The following is a 19794-nucleotide window of genomic DNA, read 5'->3' as shown; positions in this document are numbered from 1 at the left end:
TCCTAAATTAGATTATGTGCTTTCCTTTTAAGTTGATTAAAAGATTGTCAGCGATTTCTTTTTCAGTATCTCCTTCGATTGTAACGCCCTTGCCCTTTGGAGCAGGTGTGAATGATCTGAATACGTTTGTAGGAGAAGCTTCCAGACCTACTTTTGTAAGGTCAACTTCGATGTCTTTCGCGTTCCAAGTCTTCATTTCTTTATCAGCGAAGATCCCTGACATGCTCATATATCTAGGAGTGTTCAGTTCTTTGATGGCTGTCAGCATGCAAGGAGTCTGGATCTTGATTAATTCATATCCATCTTCTAACTGTCTCTTAACAGTGATGTCCTTTAAGTTGTCAGCGATTTCGAACTCTTCTACATATGTAACCTGAGGTAAGTCTAATTTTTCAGCAATCTGCGGTCCTACCTGAGCAGTGTCTCCATCGATTGCCTGTCTGCCAGCAAAGATCAGATCGAAGTCGCCGATCTTTCTGATTGCTGCTTCCAGAGTGTTTGATGTAGCCCATGTATCGGATCCACCAACTGCTCTGTCAGATACTAGTACACCTTCATCAGCTCCCATTGCTATACATTCGAATAGCAGATCGTTAGCCTGAGGAGGTCCCATAGTAACAACTGTAATATGTGTATCAGGATATTTATCCTTAATCTTTAATGCTTCTTCTAAAGCGTTCGCATCGTCGTGGTTCAAAATGCTTGGAACGCCATCTCTGATCAAAGTACCAGTCTTAGGGTTAATTTTGATAACGTTCGTATCTGGTACCTGCTTTGCGCATACGATAATCTTAAATGCCATTTCTATTTCCTCCTACTATCTTATTTTTTGAAAGTCGCACCAGCGATTACCATTCTCTGAACTTCAGAAGTTCCTTCGTAGATCTCAGTAATCTTAGCGTCTCTCATCATTCTTTCAACTGGGTAATCCTTCGTGTATCCATATCCGCCGTGGAACTGAACGCACTTCGTGGTTACTTCCATTGCAGTTTCAGCGGCAAACAGCTTCGCCATTGCAGCAGCTTCGCCATATGGCAGGTGTTTGTCTTTCAAGTCAGCAGCCTTGTAGATCAGCAGTCTTGAAGCTTCAATCTTAGTCTTCAGGTTAGCCATTTCGAACTGCAGAGCCTGCATCTGTGATAATTTCTTGCCAAACTGTTTTCTTGCCTGCATGTATTCTACTGTAACGTCGAATGCACCCTGTGCAATACCCAGAGCCTGGGAAGCGATACCGATACGGCCGCCGTCCAGAGTTGACATAGCAACTTTGAATCCGTCACCGATCTGACCTAACAGTCTGTCCTGAGGAATTTCACAGTTCTGGAAAATAAGCTCAGTAGTAGAAGATGCGCAAATACCCATCTTGTCTTCTGTTTTACCAATTGAGAAGCCCGGATCGTTCTTTTCTACGATGAAAGCACTGATTCCGTGGTTTCCTTTTTTCTTATCTGTCATAGCCATTACAACGAAAACGTCAGCATATCCGCCGTTTGTGATAAATACTTTTGCTCCGTTTAAGACCCATTTATCTCCAACTAATTCTGCTCTTGTCTGCTGTCCGCTTGCGTCTGTACCAGCGTTTGGCTCAGTCAGACCGAAAGCGCCTAATTTCTTACCGGCTAACAGTTCTGGCAGGTATTTCTGCTTCTGTTCTTCGTTACCCCAGTTAAAAATCGGCCAGCAGCAAAGAGAAGTATGTGCCGAACAGATTACGCCTGTGGATGCGCAAACTCTTGATAATTCTTCTACAGTGATTGCGTAGGAGATGTGGTCTCCGCCTGCTCCACCGTACTCAGTCGGGAATGGAACACCCAGCATGCCATACTTGGCCATCTTTTCCACAGTTTCTTCTGGAAATCTGTGTTCCTGGTCAATGTCTGCAGCTAATGGTTCAACTTCGTTAGTGGCAAATTCTCTTACCATTTTTCTTACGAATTCTTGTTCCTTCGTTAGTTGAAAGTTCATGTAAATGCCTCCTTAAATTATAATAACGGTCCCCTCTTAGAGAGGATGTTTTTTTAACCGCGTTATATCTTGCTGTTTTCGTTTGTTACAAAAATAACAGCATACATATATAGTAAACCACTTTTGAATCCATTTTGCAAGTCATTTTTGCATTTCTTGCAAGAAAATGTCGAATTCAGTTACTGAGTTACTTTTGGGTCACTACTCGACCATTTTTTGCCTGATGTTTTCCAGCGCTTTCTTTTCTATCCTCGACACCTGAACCTGGGAAATTCCCATCAGCTTGGCAATTTCCTGCTGGGTCATATCTTTATAATAGCGCAAAATAATAACCTGACGTTCTCGTGCTTTCAGGTTTGCAATTTCCTTTTTAATCATGATACTGTCCAGGTTATTTTCTGGAGAAGCTTCGCTGTAATAAGCATCGTATTCTTCTTCCACTAGCTGGTTATCCAAACTCGCGACGTTGGACAGCGCTGATGAGGCTTCCATAATTTCTACTACATGCTCCGGCGATAGATTCATGGCCTCTGCTACTTCGCTGATTCTGGGCTGGCATCCGTTCTTCTTGCAAAGCTCATCCTGCACTTTCTTTAGCGCATAAATCTCCGACTTCAGGCTTCTGCTGGTTTTGATCTTGCCGTTGTCCCTGAAAAAACGTTTGATTTCCCCGATAATCATGGGAACAGCGTAGGTAGAAAACATCACGTCATATTCAGGTTCAAATTTATAAACTGCTTTCAGCAGTCCCATATATCCGATTTGTATCAAGTCGTCTGTCTCGTATTCAGAGGATGAGAACTTCAGTGCGATTTTCTTCACCAGGCCTGTGTTCTGTTCTATGACCAAAGACTTTGCATCTTCATCACCCTCTTGTGCTTTTCGAATTAGTTCATATGTATCTTCTTTTGGGACCGGCACATATTTATACGCCATAATAAGTATCCAGATATTTGATCAAAGTCACCGCTGTCCCCTTATCCGGCTCCGACTCCACAAACACTTTGTCAACAAAACTCTCCATGACAGTGAATCCCATGCCGGACATCTCTCGGCTCTCTTCCGTCGAGAACATCGGTTCCATGGCTTTTTTGATATCGCAGATGCCCTTGCCGTAGTCCGTAATTTTGATGTAGACCTTATCCTTATCTATGGTTTTCAATTCCATTTCGATTTTTCCAGTTCCTTTTCTCTCATACCCATGTATAATCGCATTGCTGACCGCCTCGGACACAGCCGTTTTGATCTCCGTCAACTCTTCCAGGGTAGGATCGAGACTGACACAATAAGCGCTGACGACTGATCTGGCAAAACCTTGATTTTCTGGCAGCGCTTCAAATTCCAGTTTTACTATATTTCCTTCCATCTCTTCCTCCTAACGTTTTGTCGTAAAATCACTTGTCTCTTCGTATTTCATCAGGGAGAAAATACCCGACATATCTAAAATCTGCTTGACCAACCTGTCCGCGTTACGAATCGTCACAGTCCCTCCCAGTTCACCTACTTTTTTATATCTTCCCAGGACAACGCCAACACCGGAACTGTCCATAAAAGTTACTTTTGAAAAATCCATGATGAGATTTTTCGTTTCATAAAGCTTGATCTCATCATCGATGTCATTTCTAATTTTTTCCGCCACATGATGATCAATCTCTCCTGATAAATCAACCACCAGTGTGTCACCTTTTATATAAAATATTGTTTCCATAGAAAAACCCCCTTTTCTCTATTATAATCCCGGCCTGGAGCCTTGTCTTTAAGAGAAAATGGGGGTTTTGTACTAATTTTGTCGAATATTTACGATCTCTTCGCTGTCCACTGCGGCGTCAACCAAGGCTTCAACATCCAATTTGCTTTCAGATTCGATGATTCGTGCAAGTTTTGGTTTCGTCGACGGGTGCTTTGGCAGGAACACAGTGCAGCAGTCCTCATAAGGCTGAATGGAAGTCTCGAAGGTGCCGATTTCCTCGGCCTTATCCATGATGTCCACCTTGTCCATGGCGATCAGCGGCCGCATGACAGGCATTTTGACACAGGCGTCAGTCACCACCAGAGCTTCTGCCGTCTGGCTGGCAACCTGCCCCAGATTTTCGCCTGTAATTAACATCATGCCGCCATTCTTTTCGGCTATTTTCTCTGCGATCCGCATCATGAAACGTCTGACCAAAATCGTAGTTTCCTCCTCCGGGCAGTTCTGCACAATCTGCTCCTGAATCGGCAGCAGATTGATGACGTGCATTTTGAAATTACCGCAATAAGAGGCGACGATTCTCGCCAAGTCCTCCACCTTTTCCTGCGCCCTCTGACTGGTGTACGGGTAGGAGTGGAAGTGTACAGCTTCGATGAGCATACCCCGTTTCGCCATCATCCAGGCTGCCACAGGGCTGTCTATTCCGCCAGACAAAAGTACCATGCCTTTTCCGTTGGTACCAAGAGGAAGCCCTCCAAATCCAGCGATTTTCTGTTGGTAGATGTAAGATTTGTCGTGTCTCACGTCTACAAAGAGATGCACATCGGGATTGTGCACATCTACTTTGAGCACCTTGCAGCCGATCAAAACCTTGGCCCCGATAATACGTCCGATATCCGGCGACTTGACGGGAAAGTTCTTGTCTGCTCTCTTCGCCTCAACTTTGAAGGTCTTGATTCCCTTCGTTTCAATCAGATCCATCATATATTTGACGGCTTCTTCGCCGATGGCGTCCAGGTTGCTTGGAGCTTCCACCGCCGGGCTGATGGACGCTACGCCGAAGACCTTGCCAATCTCTTTGAGGAGCTGATCCCTGTCTATGGACTTGTCCGCTCTGACATAAATCAGTCCCTCATGGCGGCGCACATCTACACCGTCAAATTGTTTTACATTTTTCTTGATTCTCTCTACCAACATGCGCTCAAAATACGGCTTGTTCATGCCTTTGAGCGCCACTTCACCGCACCTGACGATGAAAATATTTTGTTCGTTCATTGTACAATCTCCTTAAACTTTGACTTCCTTCACAAACTGTCGATGTTCGGCCGATAAAAGTATCTGCAGTATAAATTCAACTCTATTACCGAAATGAGCCCAGTCTGCGGAAACGCTCCACTGCCCCTTTGACTTTTTCTATGACGTAATCCATCTCTTCTATCGTGTTGAACTCGTTAAAACTGAACCGGATGGCGCCTTCGATTTCCTTGTCCGTAAGCCCCATGGCGGCAAGAACATGACTGCCGCCCTTTTTATTGGAAGAACAGGCGGAACCCGTTGAAACAAAAATCTGATCCTGCTCCAGAGTGTGGAGTAAAACTTCACCCCTGGTTCCCAGAAATGAAATGTTCAAAACTGAAGCTGCGCCGTCCTCGGGACTGTTGACTTTGACATCTTTGATCTGGTCACAGACCCCATCTCGTAAATAGTTTCTGACCGTCGCCATCTTCTCCATGCGGCCGTCAAAATCACTCATAGCGATCTGACAAGCTGCACCAAAGCCGATGATGCCCGGAACATTTTCTGTCCCTGACCGCATATGACGCTCCTGACCACCGCCGACGATGAAAGCTGGCAGGTTGACGCCTTTCTTAACATAGAGTGCGCCGACTCCCTTCGGTCCGTGAATTTTGTGAGCGCTGACCGAAATCAAGTCTGCTCCTGAATTTTTCAGGTCCACCTTAGCAAAGCCTTGTACAGCATCGGTGTGAAAGATTGACCGCCCCTTCAAGCGGCCGATTTCATCTGTCGGCATGATGGTTCCCGTCTCGTTGTTGACCGCCATAATAGAAATCAGCGTCGTCTTCTCATCTATGGCCGCACGCAGCTGCGCTGTATCAAGGCGGCATTTATCGTCGACTCCGATATAGACAACATCAAAGCCCTCTTTTTCTAATACTTTGCATGCCTCTAGGATGGCCGGATGTTCCACTTTTGATGTGATAATCTTATTGCCCTCCCGCTTTCTCGCATGGGCGATTCCATACAGTGCCATATTGTCGCTCTCCGTGCCGCCAGAAGTAAAGATGATTTCATCTTCTCTGGCACCAAAAGCGCCAGCAAGGTTTTGCCTTGCCGTCCTGATTCTTTTCTCTGATGCCAATCCCAGAGAGTGAAGGGCCGATGGATTGCCATAGAAATCATCCATCGCTTCTTTCATCTGTCTCGTGACCTCATCATATTGTCTCGTTGTCGCACTATTATCCAAATATACAAACATCATTTTCACCTATATTATTACATTAATCCATTTTTTACTTAGATATCGTCTATATTCTATGATTGCTTTGATCAAATTCCCGGCTGCGGCAACTGCGATACAGAGATGCAGCGGCAGATGGAATACCAGTACACTGACATAAGCCAGAATCACTTCGATTCCCAGGTTGCAGGAAAGCTCTACCACCATACAGAACAACGTATCTCCTCCCGCTCTCAGTATACCGCACTGCACAGCGTAAGCGATCATTCGCGGTATCATGGTAAAAGCAAAGACCCCCAGGGCCAGCATCAGCATCGTCGTAGTTTCTTCATCGAAATGATAAATCAACGCAATCGGTCCGCGCAGCGCCAAAATCATCACCGTCATGATGCCCGTCAGAATCCACTGCACTTTCATGTATTTCTTTGTATTCTCATAGGCCAGCGCTGTCTGTTTCTGCCCCAGCATCTCCCCAGTCAAAGCAGCTGACGCATTACCTAAACCAAAGGATGCGCATTGACAGAAGACGCAGAGGACGTTGCTGACCTGCATGACTGCCAGAGCTTCCGCACTGATTTTCCCGTAAGCAGCAAAGGTCAAGGTGACACCTAAGGACCACCCGCCTTCACTGATGACGACAGGCATAGCTGTCCTCATCACGCGGCGGAAAAGGTCACGGCTGAAGCCTTTAAATTCCGAGAGCTTACCGTGGAAAGGATGCTCTTTATCGACACAGAGATAGATAACCAGCGCCGCCAGTTCAATGATCCTGGCAATCAGTGTCGCAATCGCTGCTCCTCTCACACCCAGAGCCGGCATGCCAAAATTCCCATAGATAAGGATATAGTTCAGCAACGTGTTTGTCAAGATGCTGCATATATTTATAATTGTCGGTACTTTTACAATCTGCACCGACCTGGAATTATAGGAGATGACAAAACTTACCGCAACGGTAAGATACGTAAAAGAGGCAATTCTGATATACTGGGTTCCCAGATGGACAACTTCCTGTTCCTCGGCAAAGAGACTGATAATCTGCGGTGCAAAGAGCTGTGCCATGACGAGAGTCAGAATCGCCAGGGAAAGTCCCATGGTGATATCCATACCGACGATGCGTTTTATATTCTTATAGTCCCGCGCCCCATAATATTGCGCCAAAGGTACTGCCGCTCCGCTGAACAAACCAAAGAGCACCATTTCATAGATCGAATAGACCTGGTTGGCAGAACCTACTGCAGCCAGAGGCAGCGCGCCGAGACGGCCGACCATGATGTTGTCCACCAGATTCAGACCTACTGTAATGAGGTGCTGTACGATGATGGGTGTCGCCAGCAGTAACAGTCTTTTATAATACGATGTAGTTTCTTCAATCCTATTTTCCATATACTCCTCAAATTGAATAAATAACTCCCCATGTAACATGGGGAGTTAGATTTCATAGATCTCATTACTTCGCGTAATCGATTGCCCTGGTTTCTCTCACTACATTGACCTTGATCTGTCCCGGATATTCCAGTTCGGATTCAATTTTCTTTGAAATATCTCTAGCCAGTAAAACAATGCCTTCATCGTTCATTTCTTCTGGTTTTGCAATGATTCTGATTTCTCTGCCTGCCTGGATTGCAAAGGACTTGTCTACTCCTTTGGTAGTATTAGCGATCTCTTCTAACTTCTCCAGTCTCTTGATATATGCGTCCAGAGTTTCTCTTCTAGCTCCAGGTCTCGCTGCTGAGAGTGCATCCGCCGCCGCGATGAGCACAGCTTCCATGCTCTTCGGTTCATAGTCGCCATGGTGTGCGGCCATGCCGTTAATGACAGCTTCTGACTCTTTGTATTTTTTCAATACCTGGATACCGATATCCACATGAGTTCCTTCGTATTCATGATCGAGAGCTTTACCGATATCGTGCAGAAGTCCGGCTCTCTTAGCCAATTTGACATCCAGCCCCAGTTCGCCAGCCATCAGACCAGCCAAATGTGCCACCTCGACAGAATGCTTCAATACGTTCTGTCCATAAGAGGTTCTGTATTTGAGTCTTCCCAATAGCTTCACAAGCTCTGGGTGAAGATTGTGGATGCCGACTTCGAAAGTAGCTTGTTCACCTTCTTCTTTGATGATCGCGTTGACTTCTTTTTCTGCCTTCTCTACCATCTCTTCAATTCTTGCCGGATGGATTCTTCCATCGACAATCAATTTTTCTAAAGCAATGCGTGCAATTTCTCTTCTCACCGGATCAAAGCCAGATACAATCACTGCCTCCGGCGTGTCGTCGATGATCAAATCTACGCCTGTCAAGGTTTCGATTGCTCTGATATTTCTTCCCTCGCGGCCGATGATTCTGCCTTTCATCTCATCATTAGGGAGGGCAACCACAGAGACGGTGCTCTCTGCAACGTGATCTGCCGCACACCTCTGAATGGCTCCAGTGATGATTTCTTTTGCTTTCTTGTCCGCGTCTTCTTTTGCTTTTGACTCAATGTCTTTAATCATCAAGGATGCGTCATGTCTGACATCCTTTTCAATTTCATCAAGTAAAAGCGCTTTTGCTTCGTCAGCAGTTAAACCGGAAATTTTTTCTAACTCCTCGATCTGTCTTGCGACAAAGCCTTCCAATTCTCTTTTTTTCTCTAAAATTTCGTTTTCGTGTCTTGTAATGCTCTCTTCTCTTTTTTCAATGTTTTCCAGTTTTCTGTCAACTGATTCTTCTTTCTGAATTAACCGTCTTTCAGAGCGCTGAATCTCAGCTCTCCTCTCTCTTACTTCTCGCTCAACGTCGGTTCTCATACGGTGAGCTTCTTCTTTTGCTTCTAATGTAATCTCTTTCTTGATAGTCTCGGATCTATTCTCAGCGTCTAGTATCAGATTCTTAGCTTTTTGTTCCGCGCTTCCAATAGCCTTCTCGCCAATGTTTTTTCTTAATATATATCCGATCAATAAGCATATGGCTGCTACAACTACAATAATTATAATCCATATTATTGGAGACATTAAAGCACCTCCTTTTCTATTCAGTTTTTCTATTTTCAAGGTATTTTTCAAAAAAATTTCGCATTACATAATTAAATCTTGATATATTCGCACAATATATATTATAATGTTGCAATAGACATAATGTCAAGAACAAGAGGGGAAAACTATGAACAATTTTTCAAATTTAATTAAAAACGTTGATAAAGCCATTATCGTCGTCATCGGTTTGCTGGCAGTGATCAGTATCCTGATGATCGGAAGCACGCAAATCAGTACAGGCTTCTTCAGTCGTGATGTCATTGTTCAAATTGCAGCATACATACTGGGAACAATCGCCATCTTCGTCATACTATCGTTTAACTACAGCATGTTTTCCGGGTTAGAGAAATATCTGTACATCTTGTCCTTCGTGCTGCTGTTGCTGGTTTATATTCCCGGCTTAGGCAAGGAGCAGTTCGGCGCCAGATCCTGGATCGACCTGAGGGTTATCACCATCCAGCCCTCCGAGATCGTCAAGATCCTGTTCATCCTGATCATGGCCGGTTACCTCAACGAACACAAGGACGATCTTTATAACTTCAAAGGACTGATCAAAGCCGGCATCGTTGCCGCACCGATCATCGTCATCGTCCTCAAGGAAGACCTTGGAAGCGCACTGGTCTTCGCCGCCATCTGGGTCGTGATGATCTTCTTTGCCGGTATCAATCTGAAGGTATTCGCTAAGTTCTTCGCCCTGGTCGTCGCCGCCGTGCCGGTGGCCTACGTCTTTATGGCGGAATACCAGCGCGAACGTATTGAGGCCTTCCTCCATCCAGACAATCTTGCTTTGTCTGGCAACTATCAGGTCTTTCAATCGAAGATCGCCATCGGTTCCGGCGGCGTCTTCGGCAAAGGTTTGTTTAACGGTACGCAAAAAGAATTAGATTTTATTCCTGTCCAAACATCGGACTTCATTTTTTCTGTCATCGGAGAAGAATTGGGCATGATCGGTGGACTAGCTGTCATCGGCTTGTTTACAATCCTACTGGTCCGCATGGCCAATATCGTCAGAAATTCTTTGGATTTCTACGGCGCTCTGGTGGTAGCCGGAATCATCGGCATGTTCGCCTTTCAGATCTTTGAAAATATCGCCATGACCATCGGACTGATGCCGGTAACGGGTATCACCCTTCCTTTCCTCAGCTACGGTGGTTCTTCCATCATCTCCAATATGCTGGCCCTGGGGCTTGTACTGGATGTAGGAATGCGAAGCAAAGGCATCAACTTCTAATCATATGCAATCAAAAAGCTGCCGTCATGGCAGCTTTTTTTATTCCATTATGCATTTAAAATCCGATCTGTGATCTTATCGAAGTTCTCTTGTATATAGGTTCCGTCCTTTAATACGATAGGCACGCCTAGGTTTGTTGAAATCTGAATGTTCTCGTCAAATTGAATGGCTCCTGCAAGCGGCGGACGCAAAATCGTAGTAATCTCTCTCAGCCGCGGCGCATAACCAGAAGACATCATCTCCGCAATCACCTTGTTGAGAACGACATAACGGTTTTTGATACCCAGCTTCAGCAGTTCACGGTCCAGGGTATCCGCATCGCGAAGCGCTGAATATTCAGGCATAGTCACAATAATCGCCTCATCTGTTCCAGCCGCAGAAAGCACCAAACCGTCGTCGATGCCCGACGGGGCATCGATAATCACATAATCATAAGTGTTTTTCAGTTTTTCACAGAGAACCTGCATGTGCAGTGGCGTCAAAGTCCCATCATCCCGGGACGGTGATGCCGCCATGACATACAATTCATCGAAACGCTTGTCTTTGATCAAAGCCTGTTTGATGCGGCAGACACCTGTTAAGACATCGTACACGTCGTACACTACATTGTTTTCGAGTCCAAAATATAAGTCAAGATTTCGCAGGCCCAGGTCCAGATCCAGTATTACCACGCTGTTTCCTCTTTTTGCAAGAGTCGCACCAAAGTTTGCTGCAAACATAGTCTTTCCTGTCCCGCCTTTCCCAGACGCAATTAAAAATACTTTGCCCATTTCTTCCTCCAATCAATTATAGCTATCGTCTTTTTTATTGTACTTTGTTCGTTCCATCGATGTCTGTCTTCGTTGTCTTTACTTTTTTATCGTCATAGACGTTCAAATAATCAGCGATAATGTCTTTTGCCACAGGAGCCGCATTGGACGAATATCCTCCCTGAATCAGCAGTACGGCTACTGCAATTTTCGGATTGTCCGCCGGTGCCATAGCGATGGTCCAGGCGTTGTAGTCATAGCCGCCTTTTCCATTATCGATCATGCCCTGGGTAATTCTGTAGTTGCTGGCTTTGATGACTGCGTCGTCTATGGTCTCGTCCTCCGTCTCATATCTCTCCGGCTCGTCCTCCATCATCTTTTCCATGGTCTTTTTCACCTTTGCCCAGGTGACCGAAGTTCCTGCCGCGGCATTCAGCGTGCCGAGACGGTCTTTGACGTATTTCACTTCACTGGCAGGCTGTTTGATTGCCTGATATTCCGCCGTACCCGTCTTGCCGGCTACCTCTATAGGGAAGTTGCCGAATACGCCAGACAAAGTACCGCTGGAGCATACCCATTTCATACCCTTGATGACCTCGTTCAAGGTACCATCCTTAAGATTCAAAGTCTTCCCCTTATCCTTCTTCGTGGAGCCCTCACCTTCAACGCCAGCTACGACGCTGACCTGGTTTCTGACCCCGTTGTTGCCCAAGGTTGCAACATAACGTGCCATCTGCAACGGCGTATAAGCGTTTTCACCCTGTCCGATGGACAGGTTGAACTGGTCGCCGGTAGTCCATTCCGCCTGAATGAAGTAGTCAAACTTAATTCTGGCAGCAACACTCTCAATCTGATCCTTCTTTACGTCAGTCTGTTTCTTCAGCCGTTCGATTACTTCTTCATATTCTGGGTTTTCCCCTGTCCAACTGGAAATGGTCTCCATGTTTTTCTTCAGCTTTTCGTAGTCATCGACGACCGCAGTCGGAAAAATCTTATGTGCATTGATATAGAGATAGTTCTCTACGCTGGCTTCATAGCCTTCCAATTTGGTCTTCGCAGAGGCCAAAGGTCTGGTCGCTTCGCCGATTTCTATACCTGTTTCGTCTGCCAGCCCGAACTGCCTGGCTGTGTCCAGAATCTTCTCTGCTGAAATATCCGTCTGATAACCCAGAGAAGCTCCGGTGCCCCAGTCCTTGCCTGTGGCAATGCAGAAAAAATAATAGTTACAGGAGTTACCGATGCCCAGTTCCAGGGTTTCTGCACCGTGGGTGCCGCCGTAGTCATTCCATGCTGAACAGGCGTATTCACGATCTCCGTATTTGATAAAGCCTCTGTCCGTGATATAACGGTTGGGGTCCAGACCGCATTCCAGGGCAGCCACTGCCGTAATCGGTTTGAACGTGGATCCCGGGGCAATGGAAGTACCTGTCGCATTGTTCATAAGAGGGCGCGGCGCCAGATAATCTCTTTGGTTTTCCGGCTGTACCGACTCCCAAGCCTTGTTGGAAATGCCATTAGCGAAGATATTCGGATTATAGTCCGGATAGCTTGCCATGGCAAGGACGTCGCCGGTCTCTACATCCAGCGCCACCACTGCGCCGCTCTGGCTGTTAGACGCCCTGGCAATAGCATTCTTCAGTGATTGTTCCGCCGTCTTCTGCAGATCCAAGTCAATGGTCAGGTAGACGTCGGAGCCTTTTTCTGCTTCCGTCTCTTCCAATGTCTCTACGTATTCACCGCTGCTGTTGACCTTGATTTTGCGCATGCCAGGCGTACCGTGGAGTTTCTCTTCTAAAGCAGCTTCGATGCCGTCCTTACCAATCAAATCGCTGGCGCTGTAGCCTTTATCGACATAGTCCTTTGATTCACTCTCAGAAATAGCACCCATGTAGCCGATGATGTGTGACGCTGTATTTTTATTGGGGTAATACCTCTTCGTTTCCGAAGAGATTTCCAAGCCTGGAATGCCTGATTCTTCAATATAGGCGATGGTCTTCTTGCTGATATCTGACGCCACCTTGATTGGAATGTATCTGGTAAATCCATTGGTGGCAATTTCATTTCTGACAATGAAAATCTTCCGCGCCTCCCTGTCGCTGAGGGACTTGTCGATTTCATAGTCCTTTCTCAGTGTTTTGAAACACGCCTTAGCGGACACACCTTTTTTGATCTCCTCCTTTTCAAAGCCAAACTTCGTGAGAAAGGCCTCCAATTCATTATCATAAGTATATGTCATACTTTTGACGGAGATGGGCGGATCCAGATTATATTTGGTCTGCAAGGTCTCCATGGCGTCGTAACGCTGCTCAGGATTGGCATCGCTGTAGTCCACGTTGTATTTGAGGCAGAGCTGGGTAAACGCCTCTTTTGCCGTCAGGTCTTCCTCGAACCCCTGCTTCTTCAGCCATTTTTTAATTTCCTGCTTATACGTATAATAATAAGTGCCGGAATCGGTGATTTTAATTGGAAAATTGTCAGTGTACTTGTCCCCATTTTTAATCAATATGTTGATCAGTTTCAGAGACGAAGAATTGATTTCTTCCGTCGAAAGCGCACTGGCATTGAAATTCACAGTAAAAACCTGCTTATTTAAGGCAAGCGCGTTCCCGTTCCGGTCATATATGTTTCCCCTCGGAGCAGAAGTTTGAATGGTCTTCGTATTCTGGTCTGATGCCTCCGCAGACCACCTGTCGTGCTGCAGGACAGTTACGACAAAAAGCCTTATGGCCAAAACGGCCATAAGGACAAAGATGATTCCCACAATCTGCTGATATCTCGAATTGAATAATTTTATATTCTTGTTCATCTAAAATACCTATCTCTTCTGTGCTTAATAACCCTTTTAATTAGTACGAAATAAAGTATCGCTGCAACAACTGCGTTGAACAGAAGCTGCCAAGGCAGAGACTTCATCGCGTATAGATAACTGTATGGACTGCCGATAAAATAGTAGACCAGCCAGTAAACAGATGCATACATCCATGTTGACAAAAGCATCATAATCAATGCATTGAAAAAATTTTCTTTATTTGCAAACCGCTTTAAGAGGAGCACCGCTACCCCTACCGCTACGAAAGCAAATCCCCCTGGACCTGCGTACATGCCATAGAACAAATCGCCGGCCAGACCGAAAACCAGGCCAAAGAAAATCCCGATTACGGTCTCATCATACAAGAATGTCAAAATGACAGTGAGACATAGAATCAAATTCACATTTCCTCCCAATCCAGGAATCAGATTATGGAGAAACGGCTGCAGGATGAATGCGGCTAAATATAATATCAACCCCTGCCAGTACCTCATAGAATCACCGAAACTTTCTGCAATGATTTGAAATCTACAGACGGTTTGATGGTTACCTTCTGAAGCTGTGCATTGCTGTCATATTTCACTTTTGTCACTTTCCCGATTTCTATTCCGGCAGGATACATACCCATGCCGGAGGTGATGATTTTATCTCCCTCAGAAACCTTCGCTTTGTTATCCAGCATAAATCCGGACAATTTGCCGTCTGAAGATCCTTCGACAACACCGATCAGCTGCAGATTTCCTGAGACCTTGAAACTGATCTTGCTGGACTCATCAATCAGCGATATTACTTTCGCCCAGCCTTTTCCGACAGAACTGACTCTGCCCACCAATCCGTCTCCGCAGATGACGATACTGCCTTGTTTCACACCACTTTCGCTGCCGCAGTCAATGGTGAAAATATTCATCCAGTTGGTTCCATCCATAGAAACAACATCTGCCGAAACCAGGTCCCCTGCTCCATCGATGCCTTTGTAATTGAGCACCTTAGACAGAGACTTTAATTCCTTCAGTTCGTTGGCTGAAAGTGTCAGGCTGGTTACCTGTTGTTTTAACTCTTCGTTTTCTTTTTTCAGTTTTTCATTTTCGTTCTGAATCTGCTTATATGAAAAAATACCCGATACGTTATCTGAGATGCCCCCTGCTACCTTAGATACCGGTTTTTCAACGATAGAATAGACGCTGCCGAGGATATTTGTAAAGAAATTCCCCTTTCCGCCAGAAGCAACAGAACCGACCAGCACGATAAGGCTGATCAGGATGATTGCCAAAAGAAAACTGATTAACTTATGATTTTTAATCCACTTCATACCCTATTTTTCCTATCTTCTATTGATGCTCGTTGCATAAATCTTTAGTTTTTCGATGTCATTGAGGCTCATACCAGTTCCCTGTGCTACAGCTTCAAAAGCATTCTCTGCAATTCTGGCTTTCATGCCGGTTCTCTTTTCGATAACCATGTCCAAATTGTGAATCATGCCGCCTCCGCCGGAAAGAATCATTCCGTTAGATGCGATATCCGCTGCGATTTCTGGTGGTGCTTTTTCGATGGTTGACTTGACGCCGTCGATGATAATGTCGATAGATTCCTGTAAGGCGATCATGATATCGCGGTTTGATACTTCCAAAGTCTTCGGCAGTCCAGAAATAATGTCTCTGCCACTAGCTTCGACAGATTCTATGATTTCATCCCCATTTTCGTCGATATCAAGACAAGCAGAACCTACTGCAATTTTCAGGTACTCAGCTGTCTTCTCTCCAATCAGCAGGGCATGTCTCTTTCTCATGTATTGAATAATCGCATCATTGAATTTATCGCCGGCATGTCTGATGGAGGAACTGGCTACAATACCGCCTAAAGCGATAATGGCAATATCTGTGGTACCGCCGCCGATGTCAGCAATCATGCAGGCTGTGGAACTGTCCACGTTGAGCCCTGCACCGATAGCAGCCGCCATAGGTTCTTCCAGTATGTATACTTCAGAAGCGCCCATCTGTCTGACCACTTCTTCTACAGCTCGTTTTTCAACTTCTGTTACACCGCTAGGCACGCCGACTACGACTCGGAAGTTTTTTACCTTGTTGGCAGAAACCGCTTTTTCGATAAAAGCTTTCAGCATGTCGGCTGTTCTGTCAAAGTCGGAGATGACTCCGTCCTGCAGCGGTCTCACGACGTCGATGTTGCTCGGCGCTTTACCAATCATGTCCTTCGCTTCAAAACCGACAGCCAGAGTAACACCTCTCCTGTGATCCATGGCGATGACAGACGGCTCATTGAGGACAATACCGCTGTCCTTTATGTAAATTAAAGTATTTGCAGTACCTAAATCAATTCCCATATCCTTTGCCGAAAATAAATTAAACATTCTATATTACCTCCAAAATTTCAATAATGCTTAGTCGATGAAACCCATTTCTCTCATACTTGAAAACTTTCCATCACCGATGATGATATGATCCAAAACGCGTATCCCCAGCAATTCTCCGCTGTCGCTCAGTCGTTTTGTGGTCTGCATATCCTCTTGGCTGGGACTAGGGTCTCCGCTTGGATGATTGTGAACAAAGATGACAGCAGCAGCGCTCTTCCTGATTGCCTGACTAAAAACTTCTCTCGGGTGAACCACGGTACTGGATAATTCTCCTACAGAAACTTCATCTACCGTGATGATTTCGCCCTTTGCATTGACGAGGACACATCTGAAGTGCTCCTTTTTGAGATAGCGCAGTTCTTCCATGAACATTCTGGCTACATCGTCAGAACTCTCGATGGAAACCTTGTCAGACACAGGACAGGCCGAAATTCTCTTGCCCAATTCAATGGCTGCCAAAATAGTGCACGCTTTCATTGTTCCAATCCCGTCTACTTCCATCAAGTCTTCCAAGGAGCTTTCGCCAAGCCTGCCCAGACCTTGCGGGCATAATGCAAGCACGTCTTCTGCCAGCCTTATGGCTGATTTGTTCTTGGTGCCTGTATGAATAATCAAAGCCAGCAATTCGGAGTTAGTCAATTTCTCTATTCCTAGTATGCACGCTTTTTCAACAGGTCTTTCATTTTCTGGCAATAATTTTATCTGCATTTTTTCCTCCATGCCAATAAAATTTGCCGTACCCTTTCAAAATCACAGTTTTAAATTAATCGCAAAATATCACGTTAAATTATATCATTATTTGTCTTTTCTTACAAGCAAAAGACCTTAATATTTTTCGCTTTGCCGGGCAAAATAATACAGTAAAAACAATTTAGGAGGTAATTAATATGAGTTGTAATGCAAATTCACACATCAAATGCACAGTTACCCAGTGCAGACATCATTCAGATTCTACAGATTGTTGTTCACTGAACAGCATCACTGTAGGAACTCACGAAGCAAACCCTACAATGTACGAGTGCACAGACTGCATGTCATTTGAACTGAAATAGGTCCATGCCGTTTTTTAGGTAGTCATGCACTTTACCCCCTCTTCTCGCATATAGTTTAATTCGAAGAGGGGGTTACATATATGAGCAGTTCCTTTCCACTGCCACTATCCGAAAACGAAGAAAAAGTATACGTAGAGTTGATGGAAGCTGGCGACCCCAATGCGAAAGACGTTTTAATCGAGAGAAATTTACGTCTCGTCGCCCATATTGCCAGAAAATATACCGGCCCGAATACGTCCCAGGAGGATTTAATTTCCATCGGAACCATCGGGTTGATAAAAGCAATCAATACATACACGAGTAAAAGAGCAGCAAGACTTGCAACATATGCTGCCAGATGCATAGAAAACGAAATTCTGATGAGCATCAGGACCTCTAAGAAGAACAAACAAGAAGTGTCCATCAGTCTGCCCATCGGTACCGACAAAGATGGGAACGAAATCAGTTTCAATGACATTCTCGGTACGGATCCAGATGAAATCGTCGATAACCTGAATCTCAAATTTCAAGTCCGTGAATTATATGGAGTCATTGACAAAGTTCTCTCACCTCGGGAGAGGGAAATTATCAATCTGAGATACGGATTGGACGGCCAAGGTCCCAGAACACAGCGGGAAATCGCTGCCTCTATGGATATCAGCCGATCTTACGTATCGCGAATAGAAAAAAAAGCTCTGTCAAAGCTCCGGTCAGAACTGGAAAAAAACGAATAAATGATGCAGTTAACGCCCCAGGTCCCCGAATATATCCGGGACACCGGGGCGTTGTTGTATATTTAGTCATCTCAATAAAGATAATTGACAATTTCCTCAAAGACTGGAAGGGCAGAGCTGCTGCCTGTTTTTCCGTTCTCAGCAATGACAGTTACGGTATATTCCGGATCTTCTGCCGGAAAGTAGCCTGTAAACCAGCCATGAACGGTTTCTTGATCTCCGCCGCCCGCCTCTGCAGAGCCGGTTTTTCCAGCTGCTGTCACATGGGTCTGACTTCCTGCTGCAGTGCCTTCAACCATGACGAGCTCCATCATCTGGCCAACCTCTGCGGCAGTCGTTTCCGTCATCACCCTCTGTCCTGTCTCTTCTTCATTTTGCTGGCTCATAATGACAGACAAGTTGTGATCGATGCCCTTATTTGCGATGATATTGGTCATCTTTGCAATTTGTATCGGCGTCACCAGCAGGCTGCCTTGGCCGATGGACAGGTTAGACAAACCGCTGTATTCTCTTTCACTTTCATCTGGAAAACTACCTGCTTCTTCATCGGGAAATCCTGCAATGGTCGTCTTGCCCAGACCCATACGCCGTGCCATCTCAATGATATTTTCAGATCCGGTTTTTTTCCCAAGCTGTGCAAAATAGCAGTTACAAGACTTGGCAAAAGCCTGTCTCAAATCCAAAGTACCATGCCCATCCGGCTTTTCTTCACAGATTAAATCTACCCCATTGACGTTCACTTTCCCCTTACAGTCGAAGGTATCGTCCATTGTAATATTACCGCTTTCAAGGGCCGCAGCAGCGACGACGATTTTAAAAACGGAGCCGGGCGGATATAGTCCCTGCACTGCTTTGTTTATCAGTTCTCCATTCTCACTGGTCAAGTAGCTGTCTAAGTGGTTAGGGTCAAAGACGGGCGAGCTGGCCATGGCCGCCACCTGTCCAGTTTTGGCCTGAAGCACGACGACAGCACCAGAAATCCCATTGTCGCTGAGGATTTCTTCCACTTTTTTCTGTAAATTGGCGTCTACTGTTGTCACCAATGCAGAAGGACTCACTTTATCCCCTGTTCCTATTTCCGTTACGCCGATACCTTTGATCGGCTCGCCGATGCCGTTTCCCATCATGGACAGCACCGCCGGCGATGACGCCAGCCTGTCTTGAAACATCTTTTCAAGGCCAGAGACGCCGGTACCGTCTGAGTCGTTCAAATACCCGATCAGATGAGCCGCAATTTGTTTTTCTTCATATCTGCTGCTGCCACAGAAAACATAAGCGCCGAATTCATTGACCAATTTTTCGTTAACATAACGATCGTACTTCTGCGCTTTATAAACGACATAATCGTCGCCCTTGGTGCCTGCCATCTGGCCGCCGATCTGACTGATCAGATGTTCCATCTTCACAGTGCAGTTTTTTCGGTTTAATAAGTAATAGTAACTGGAGCAGGAATCAGTCAGCCTGACCATGTTTCTGTCATAAATCGTTCCTCTGGCATCATCGCTTTGGATTTGAATGGCGTACTGCCCCTGCGCACCATTTTCAAGCTCTTCATGGCACATAACCTGAATATAATACAGCCTGCCGCAAAGACATGCCAGAACAACAATACTAAGGATGAACACGATTCTGACCCTCTTCTCCATAAAATCCTCCCCATTCTCCATAAAAACACATTTTCCCATAAATAAAAAAAGCTCTGAAGATATTTTTACCTTCAAAGCCTTT

The 19794-nt window shown here is 45.4% G+C and carries 19 protein-coding genes; 3 read left to right on the top strand and 16 right to left on the bottom strand.

Annotation, left to right across the window (positions count from 1 at the left end; translation table 11 throughout):
- Positions 1-7: 7 nt before the first annotated feature.
- The 9 genes from etfB to rny form a co-directional block, all read right to left on the bottom strand.
- Positions 8-802, bottom strand: a complete 795-nt coding sequence (gene etfB, locus ACMQ5W_RS03425) for an electron transfer flavoprotein subunit beta (RefSeq protein ID WP_148491610.1) — start codon at positions 800-802, stop codon at positions 8-10.
- A 20-nt stretch (positions 803-822) separates the two neighbouring features.
- The gene (locus ACMQ5W_RS03420) at positions 823-1965 is read right to left on the bottom strand and encodes an acyl-CoA dehydrogenase (RefSeq protein ID WP_148491609.1); all 1143 of its coding nucleotides are present in this window, start codon (positions 1963-1965) and stop codon (positions 823-825) included.
- A 201-nt stretch (positions 1966-2166) separates the two neighbouring features.
- Complete coding sequence (locus tag ACMQ5W_RS03415) at positions 2167-2901, bottom strand: sigma-70 family RNA polymerase sigma factor (RefSeq protein WP_419023393.1); 735 nt, start codon at positions 2899-2901, stop codon at positions 2167-2169.
- Positions 2891-3331 carry an anti-sigma F factor gene (spoIIAB, locus tag ACMQ5W_RS03410; RefSeq protein ID WP_148491607.1) on the bottom strand — a complete coding sequence of 147 codons (441 nt, stop codon included), beginning with the start codon at positions 3329-3331 and terminating at the stop codon, positions 2891-2893. Before spoIIAB ends, ACMQ5W_RS03415 begins: the two co-directional genes overlap by 11 nt.
- Positions 3332-3340: 9 nt before the next feature.
- Positions 3341-3673, bottom strand: coding sequence for an anti-sigma F factor antagonist (gene spoIIAA / locus ACMQ5W_RS03405; RefSeq protein ID WP_148491606.1), 333 nt, complete (start codon positions 3671-3673; stop codon positions 3341-3343).
- A gap of 72 nt (positions 3674-3745) precedes the next feature.
- A complete protein-coding gene (thiI, locus tag ACMQ5W_RS03400) occupies positions 3746-4930 on the bottom strand; it encodes a tRNA uracil 4-sulfurtransferase ThiI (RefSeq protein ID WP_419023391.1) in 1185 nt (394 codons plus the stop codon).
- A gap of 85 nt (positions 4931-5015) precedes the next feature.
- The gene (locus ACMQ5W_RS03395; protein WP_419023389.1) at positions 5016-6155 is read right to left on the bottom strand and encodes a cysteine desulfurase family protein; all 1140 of its coding nucleotides are present in this window, start codon (positions 6153-6155) and stop codon (positions 5016-5018) included.
- Positions 6156-6161: 6 nt separating this feature from the next.
- The gene (locus ACMQ5W_RS03390) at positions 6162-7517 is read right to left on the bottom strand and encodes an MATE family efflux transporter (protein ID WP_419023387.1); all 1356 of its coding nucleotides are present in this window, start codon (positions 7515-7517) and stop codon (positions 6162-6164) included.
- Between the two features lie 64 nt (positions 7518-7581).
- Positions 7582-9123, bottom strand: a complete 1542-nt coding sequence (gene rny / locus ACMQ5W_RS03385) for a ribonuclease Y (RefSeq protein WP_148491603.1) — start codon at positions 9121-9123, stop codon at positions 7582-7584.
- Positions 9124-9271: 148 nt separating this feature from the next.
- Here rny and rodA point away from each other — a divergent pair, with 148 nt between their 5' ends.
- Entirely contained in the window at positions 9272-10375 is a 1104-nt protein-coding gene (rodA, locus tag ACMQ5W_RS03380; RefSeq protein ID WP_419023385.1) for a rod shape-determining protein RodA, read from the top strand.
- Positions 10376-10422: 47 nt separating this feature from the next.
- Here the strand turns inward: rodA and minD are convergent, their stop codons facing one another.
- The 6 genes from minD to radC are packed head-to-tail and all read right to left on the bottom strand — an operon-like array spanning position 10423 to position 17009.
- Complete coding sequence (gene minD / locus ACMQ5W_RS03375; protein WP_148491601.1) at positions 10423-11145, bottom strand: septum site-determining protein MinD; 723 nt, start codon at positions 11143-11145, stop codon at positions 10423-10425.
- A gap of 34 nt (positions 11146-11179) precedes the next feature.
- Positions 11180-13930: a penicillin-binding transpeptidase domain-containing protein gene (locus tag ACMQ5W_RS03370; RefSeq protein ID WP_419023383.1), complete on the bottom strand. Its 2751-nt coding sequence runs from the start codon at positions 13928-13930 to the stop codon at positions 11180-11182.
- A complete protein-coding gene (locus ACMQ5W_RS03365; protein ID WP_419023381.1) occupies positions 13927-14409 on the bottom strand; it encodes a hypothetical protein in 483 nt (160 codons plus the stop codon). The genes ACMQ5W_RS03370 and ACMQ5W_RS03365 overlap by 4 nt, the downstream gene beginning before the upstream one ends.
- A gap of 14 nt (positions 14410-14423) precedes the next feature.
- Positions 14424-15242, bottom strand: a complete 819-nt coding sequence (gene mreC / locus ACMQ5W_RS03360; protein ID WP_419023379.1) for a rod shape-determining protein MreC — start codon at positions 15240-15242, stop codon at positions 14424-14426.
- A 12-nt stretch (positions 15243-15254) separates the two neighbouring features.
- The gene (locus ACMQ5W_RS03355; protein ID WP_148491597.1) at positions 15255-16298 is read right to left on the bottom strand and encodes a rod shape-determining protein; all 1044 of its coding nucleotides are present in this window, start codon (positions 16296-16298) and stop codon (positions 15255-15257) included.
- Positions 16299-16328: 30 nt separating this feature from the next.
- Positions 16329-17009: a RadC family protein gene (gene radC, locus ACMQ5W_RS03350; protein ID WP_419023377.1), complete on the bottom strand. Its 681-nt coding sequence runs from the start codon at positions 17007-17009 to the stop codon at positions 16329-16331.
- Between the two features lie 179 nt (positions 17010-17188).
- Between radC and ACMQ5W_RS03345 the strand changes: the two genes are divergently transcribed.
- Positions 17189-17353, top strand: coding sequence for a DUF1540 domain-containing protein (locus tag ACMQ5W_RS03345; protein WP_419023375.1), 165 nt, complete (start codon positions 17189-17191; stop codon positions 17351-17353).
- 80 nt (positions 17354-17433) lie between these two features.
- Entirely contained in the window at positions 17434-18066 is a 633-nt protein-coding gene (gene sigK / locus ACMQ5W_RS03340) for an RNA polymerase sporulation sigma factor SigK (RefSeq protein WP_148491594.1), read from the top strand.
- A 71-nt stretch (positions 18067-18137) separates the two neighbouring features.
- Here sigK and ACMQ5W_RS03335 read toward each other — a convergent pair whose 3' ends face one another.
- On the bottom strand, positions 18138-19712 hold the full coding sequence (locus ACMQ5W_RS03335; protein WP_419023373.1) for a peptidoglycan D,D-transpeptidase FtsI family protein: 1575 nt from the start codon (positions 19710-19712) through the stop codon (positions 18138-18140).
- Between the last annotated feature and the right edge of the window lie 82 nt (positions 19713-19794).

It is taken from the genome of Emergencia sp. (genome assembly GCF_048465375.1).
Lineage (GTDB): Bacteria > Bacillota > Clostridia > Peptostreptococcales > Anaerovoracaceae > Senimuribacter.
This window is presented reverse-complemented; position numbering and strand designations above follow the sequence as displayed.

Excerpts from the sequence above, each read along its gene's own strand:
- ACMQ5W_RS03345 (WP_419023375.1), top strand. The coding sequence starts at position 17,189 with ATGAGTTGTAATGCAAATTCACACATCAAATGCACAGTTACCCAGTGC.
- etfB (WP_148491610.1), bottom strand. The coding sequence starts at position 802 with ATGGCATTTAAGATTATCGTATGCGCAAAGCAGGTACCAGATACGAAC.
- minD (WP_148491601.1), bottom strand. The coding sequence starts at position 11,145 with ATGGGCAAAGTATTTTTAATTGCGTCTGGGAAAGGCGGGACAGGAAAG.
- ACMQ5W_RS03335 (WP_419023373.1), bottom strand. The coding sequence starts at position 19,712 with ATGGAGAAGAGGGTCAGAATCGTGTTCATCCTTAGTATTGTTGTTCTG.
- ACMQ5W_RS03395 (WP_419023389.1), bottom strand. The coding sequence starts at position 6,155 with ATGATGTTTGTATATTTGGATAATAGTGCGACAACGAGACAATATGAT.
- rodA (WP_419023385.1), top strand. The coding sequence starts at position 9,272 with ATGAACAATTTTTCAAATTTAATTAAAAACGTTGATAAAGCCATTATC.
- rny (WP_148491603.1), bottom strand. The coding sequence starts at position 9,123 with ATGTCTCCAATAATATGGATTATAATTATTGTAGTTGTAGCAGCCATA.
- ACMQ5W_RS03390 (WP_419023387.1), bottom strand. The coding sequence starts at position 7,517 with ATGGAAAATAGGATTGAAGAAACTACATCGTATTATAAAAGACTGTTA.
- ACMQ5W_RS03420 (WP_148491609.1), bottom strand. The coding sequence starts at position 1,965 with ATGAACTTTCAACTAACGAAGGAACAAGAATTCGTAAGAAAAATGGTA.
- sigK (WP_148491594.1), top strand. The coding sequence starts at position 17,434 with ATGAGCAGTTCCTTTCCACTGCCACTATCCGAAAACGAAGAAAAAGTA.
- spoIIAA (WP_148491606.1), bottom strand. The coding sequence starts at position 3,673 with ATGGAAACAATATTTTATATAAAAGGTGACACACTGGTGGTTGATTTA.
- thiI (WP_419023391.1), bottom strand. The coding sequence starts at position 4,930 with ATGAACGAACAAAATATTTTCATCGTCAGGTGCGGTGAAGTGGCGCTC.
- radC (WP_419023377.1), bottom strand. The coding sequence starts at position 17,009 with ATGCAGATAAAATTATTGCCAGAAAATGAAAGACCTGTTGAAAAAGCG.
- ACMQ5W_RS03355 (WP_148491597.1), bottom strand. The coding sequence starts at position 16,298 with ATGTTTAATTTATTTTCGGCAAAGGATATGGGAATTGATTTAGGTACT.
- ACMQ5W_RS03415 (WP_419023393.1), bottom strand. The coding sequence starts at position 2,901 with ATGGCGTATAAATATGTGCCGGTCCCAAAAGAAGATACATATGAACTA.
- spoIIAB (WP_148491607.1), bottom strand. The coding sequence starts at position 3,331 with ATGGAAGGAAATATAGTAAAACTGGAATTTGAAGCGCTGCCAGAAAAT.
- mreC (WP_419023379.1), bottom strand. The coding sequence starts at position 15,242 with ATGAAGTGGATTAAAAATCATAAGTTAATCAGTTTTCTTTTGGCAATC.
- ACMQ5W_RS03370 (WP_419023383.1), bottom strand. The coding sequence starts at position 13,930 with ATGAACAAGAATATAAAATTATTCAATTCGAGATATCAGCAGATTGTG.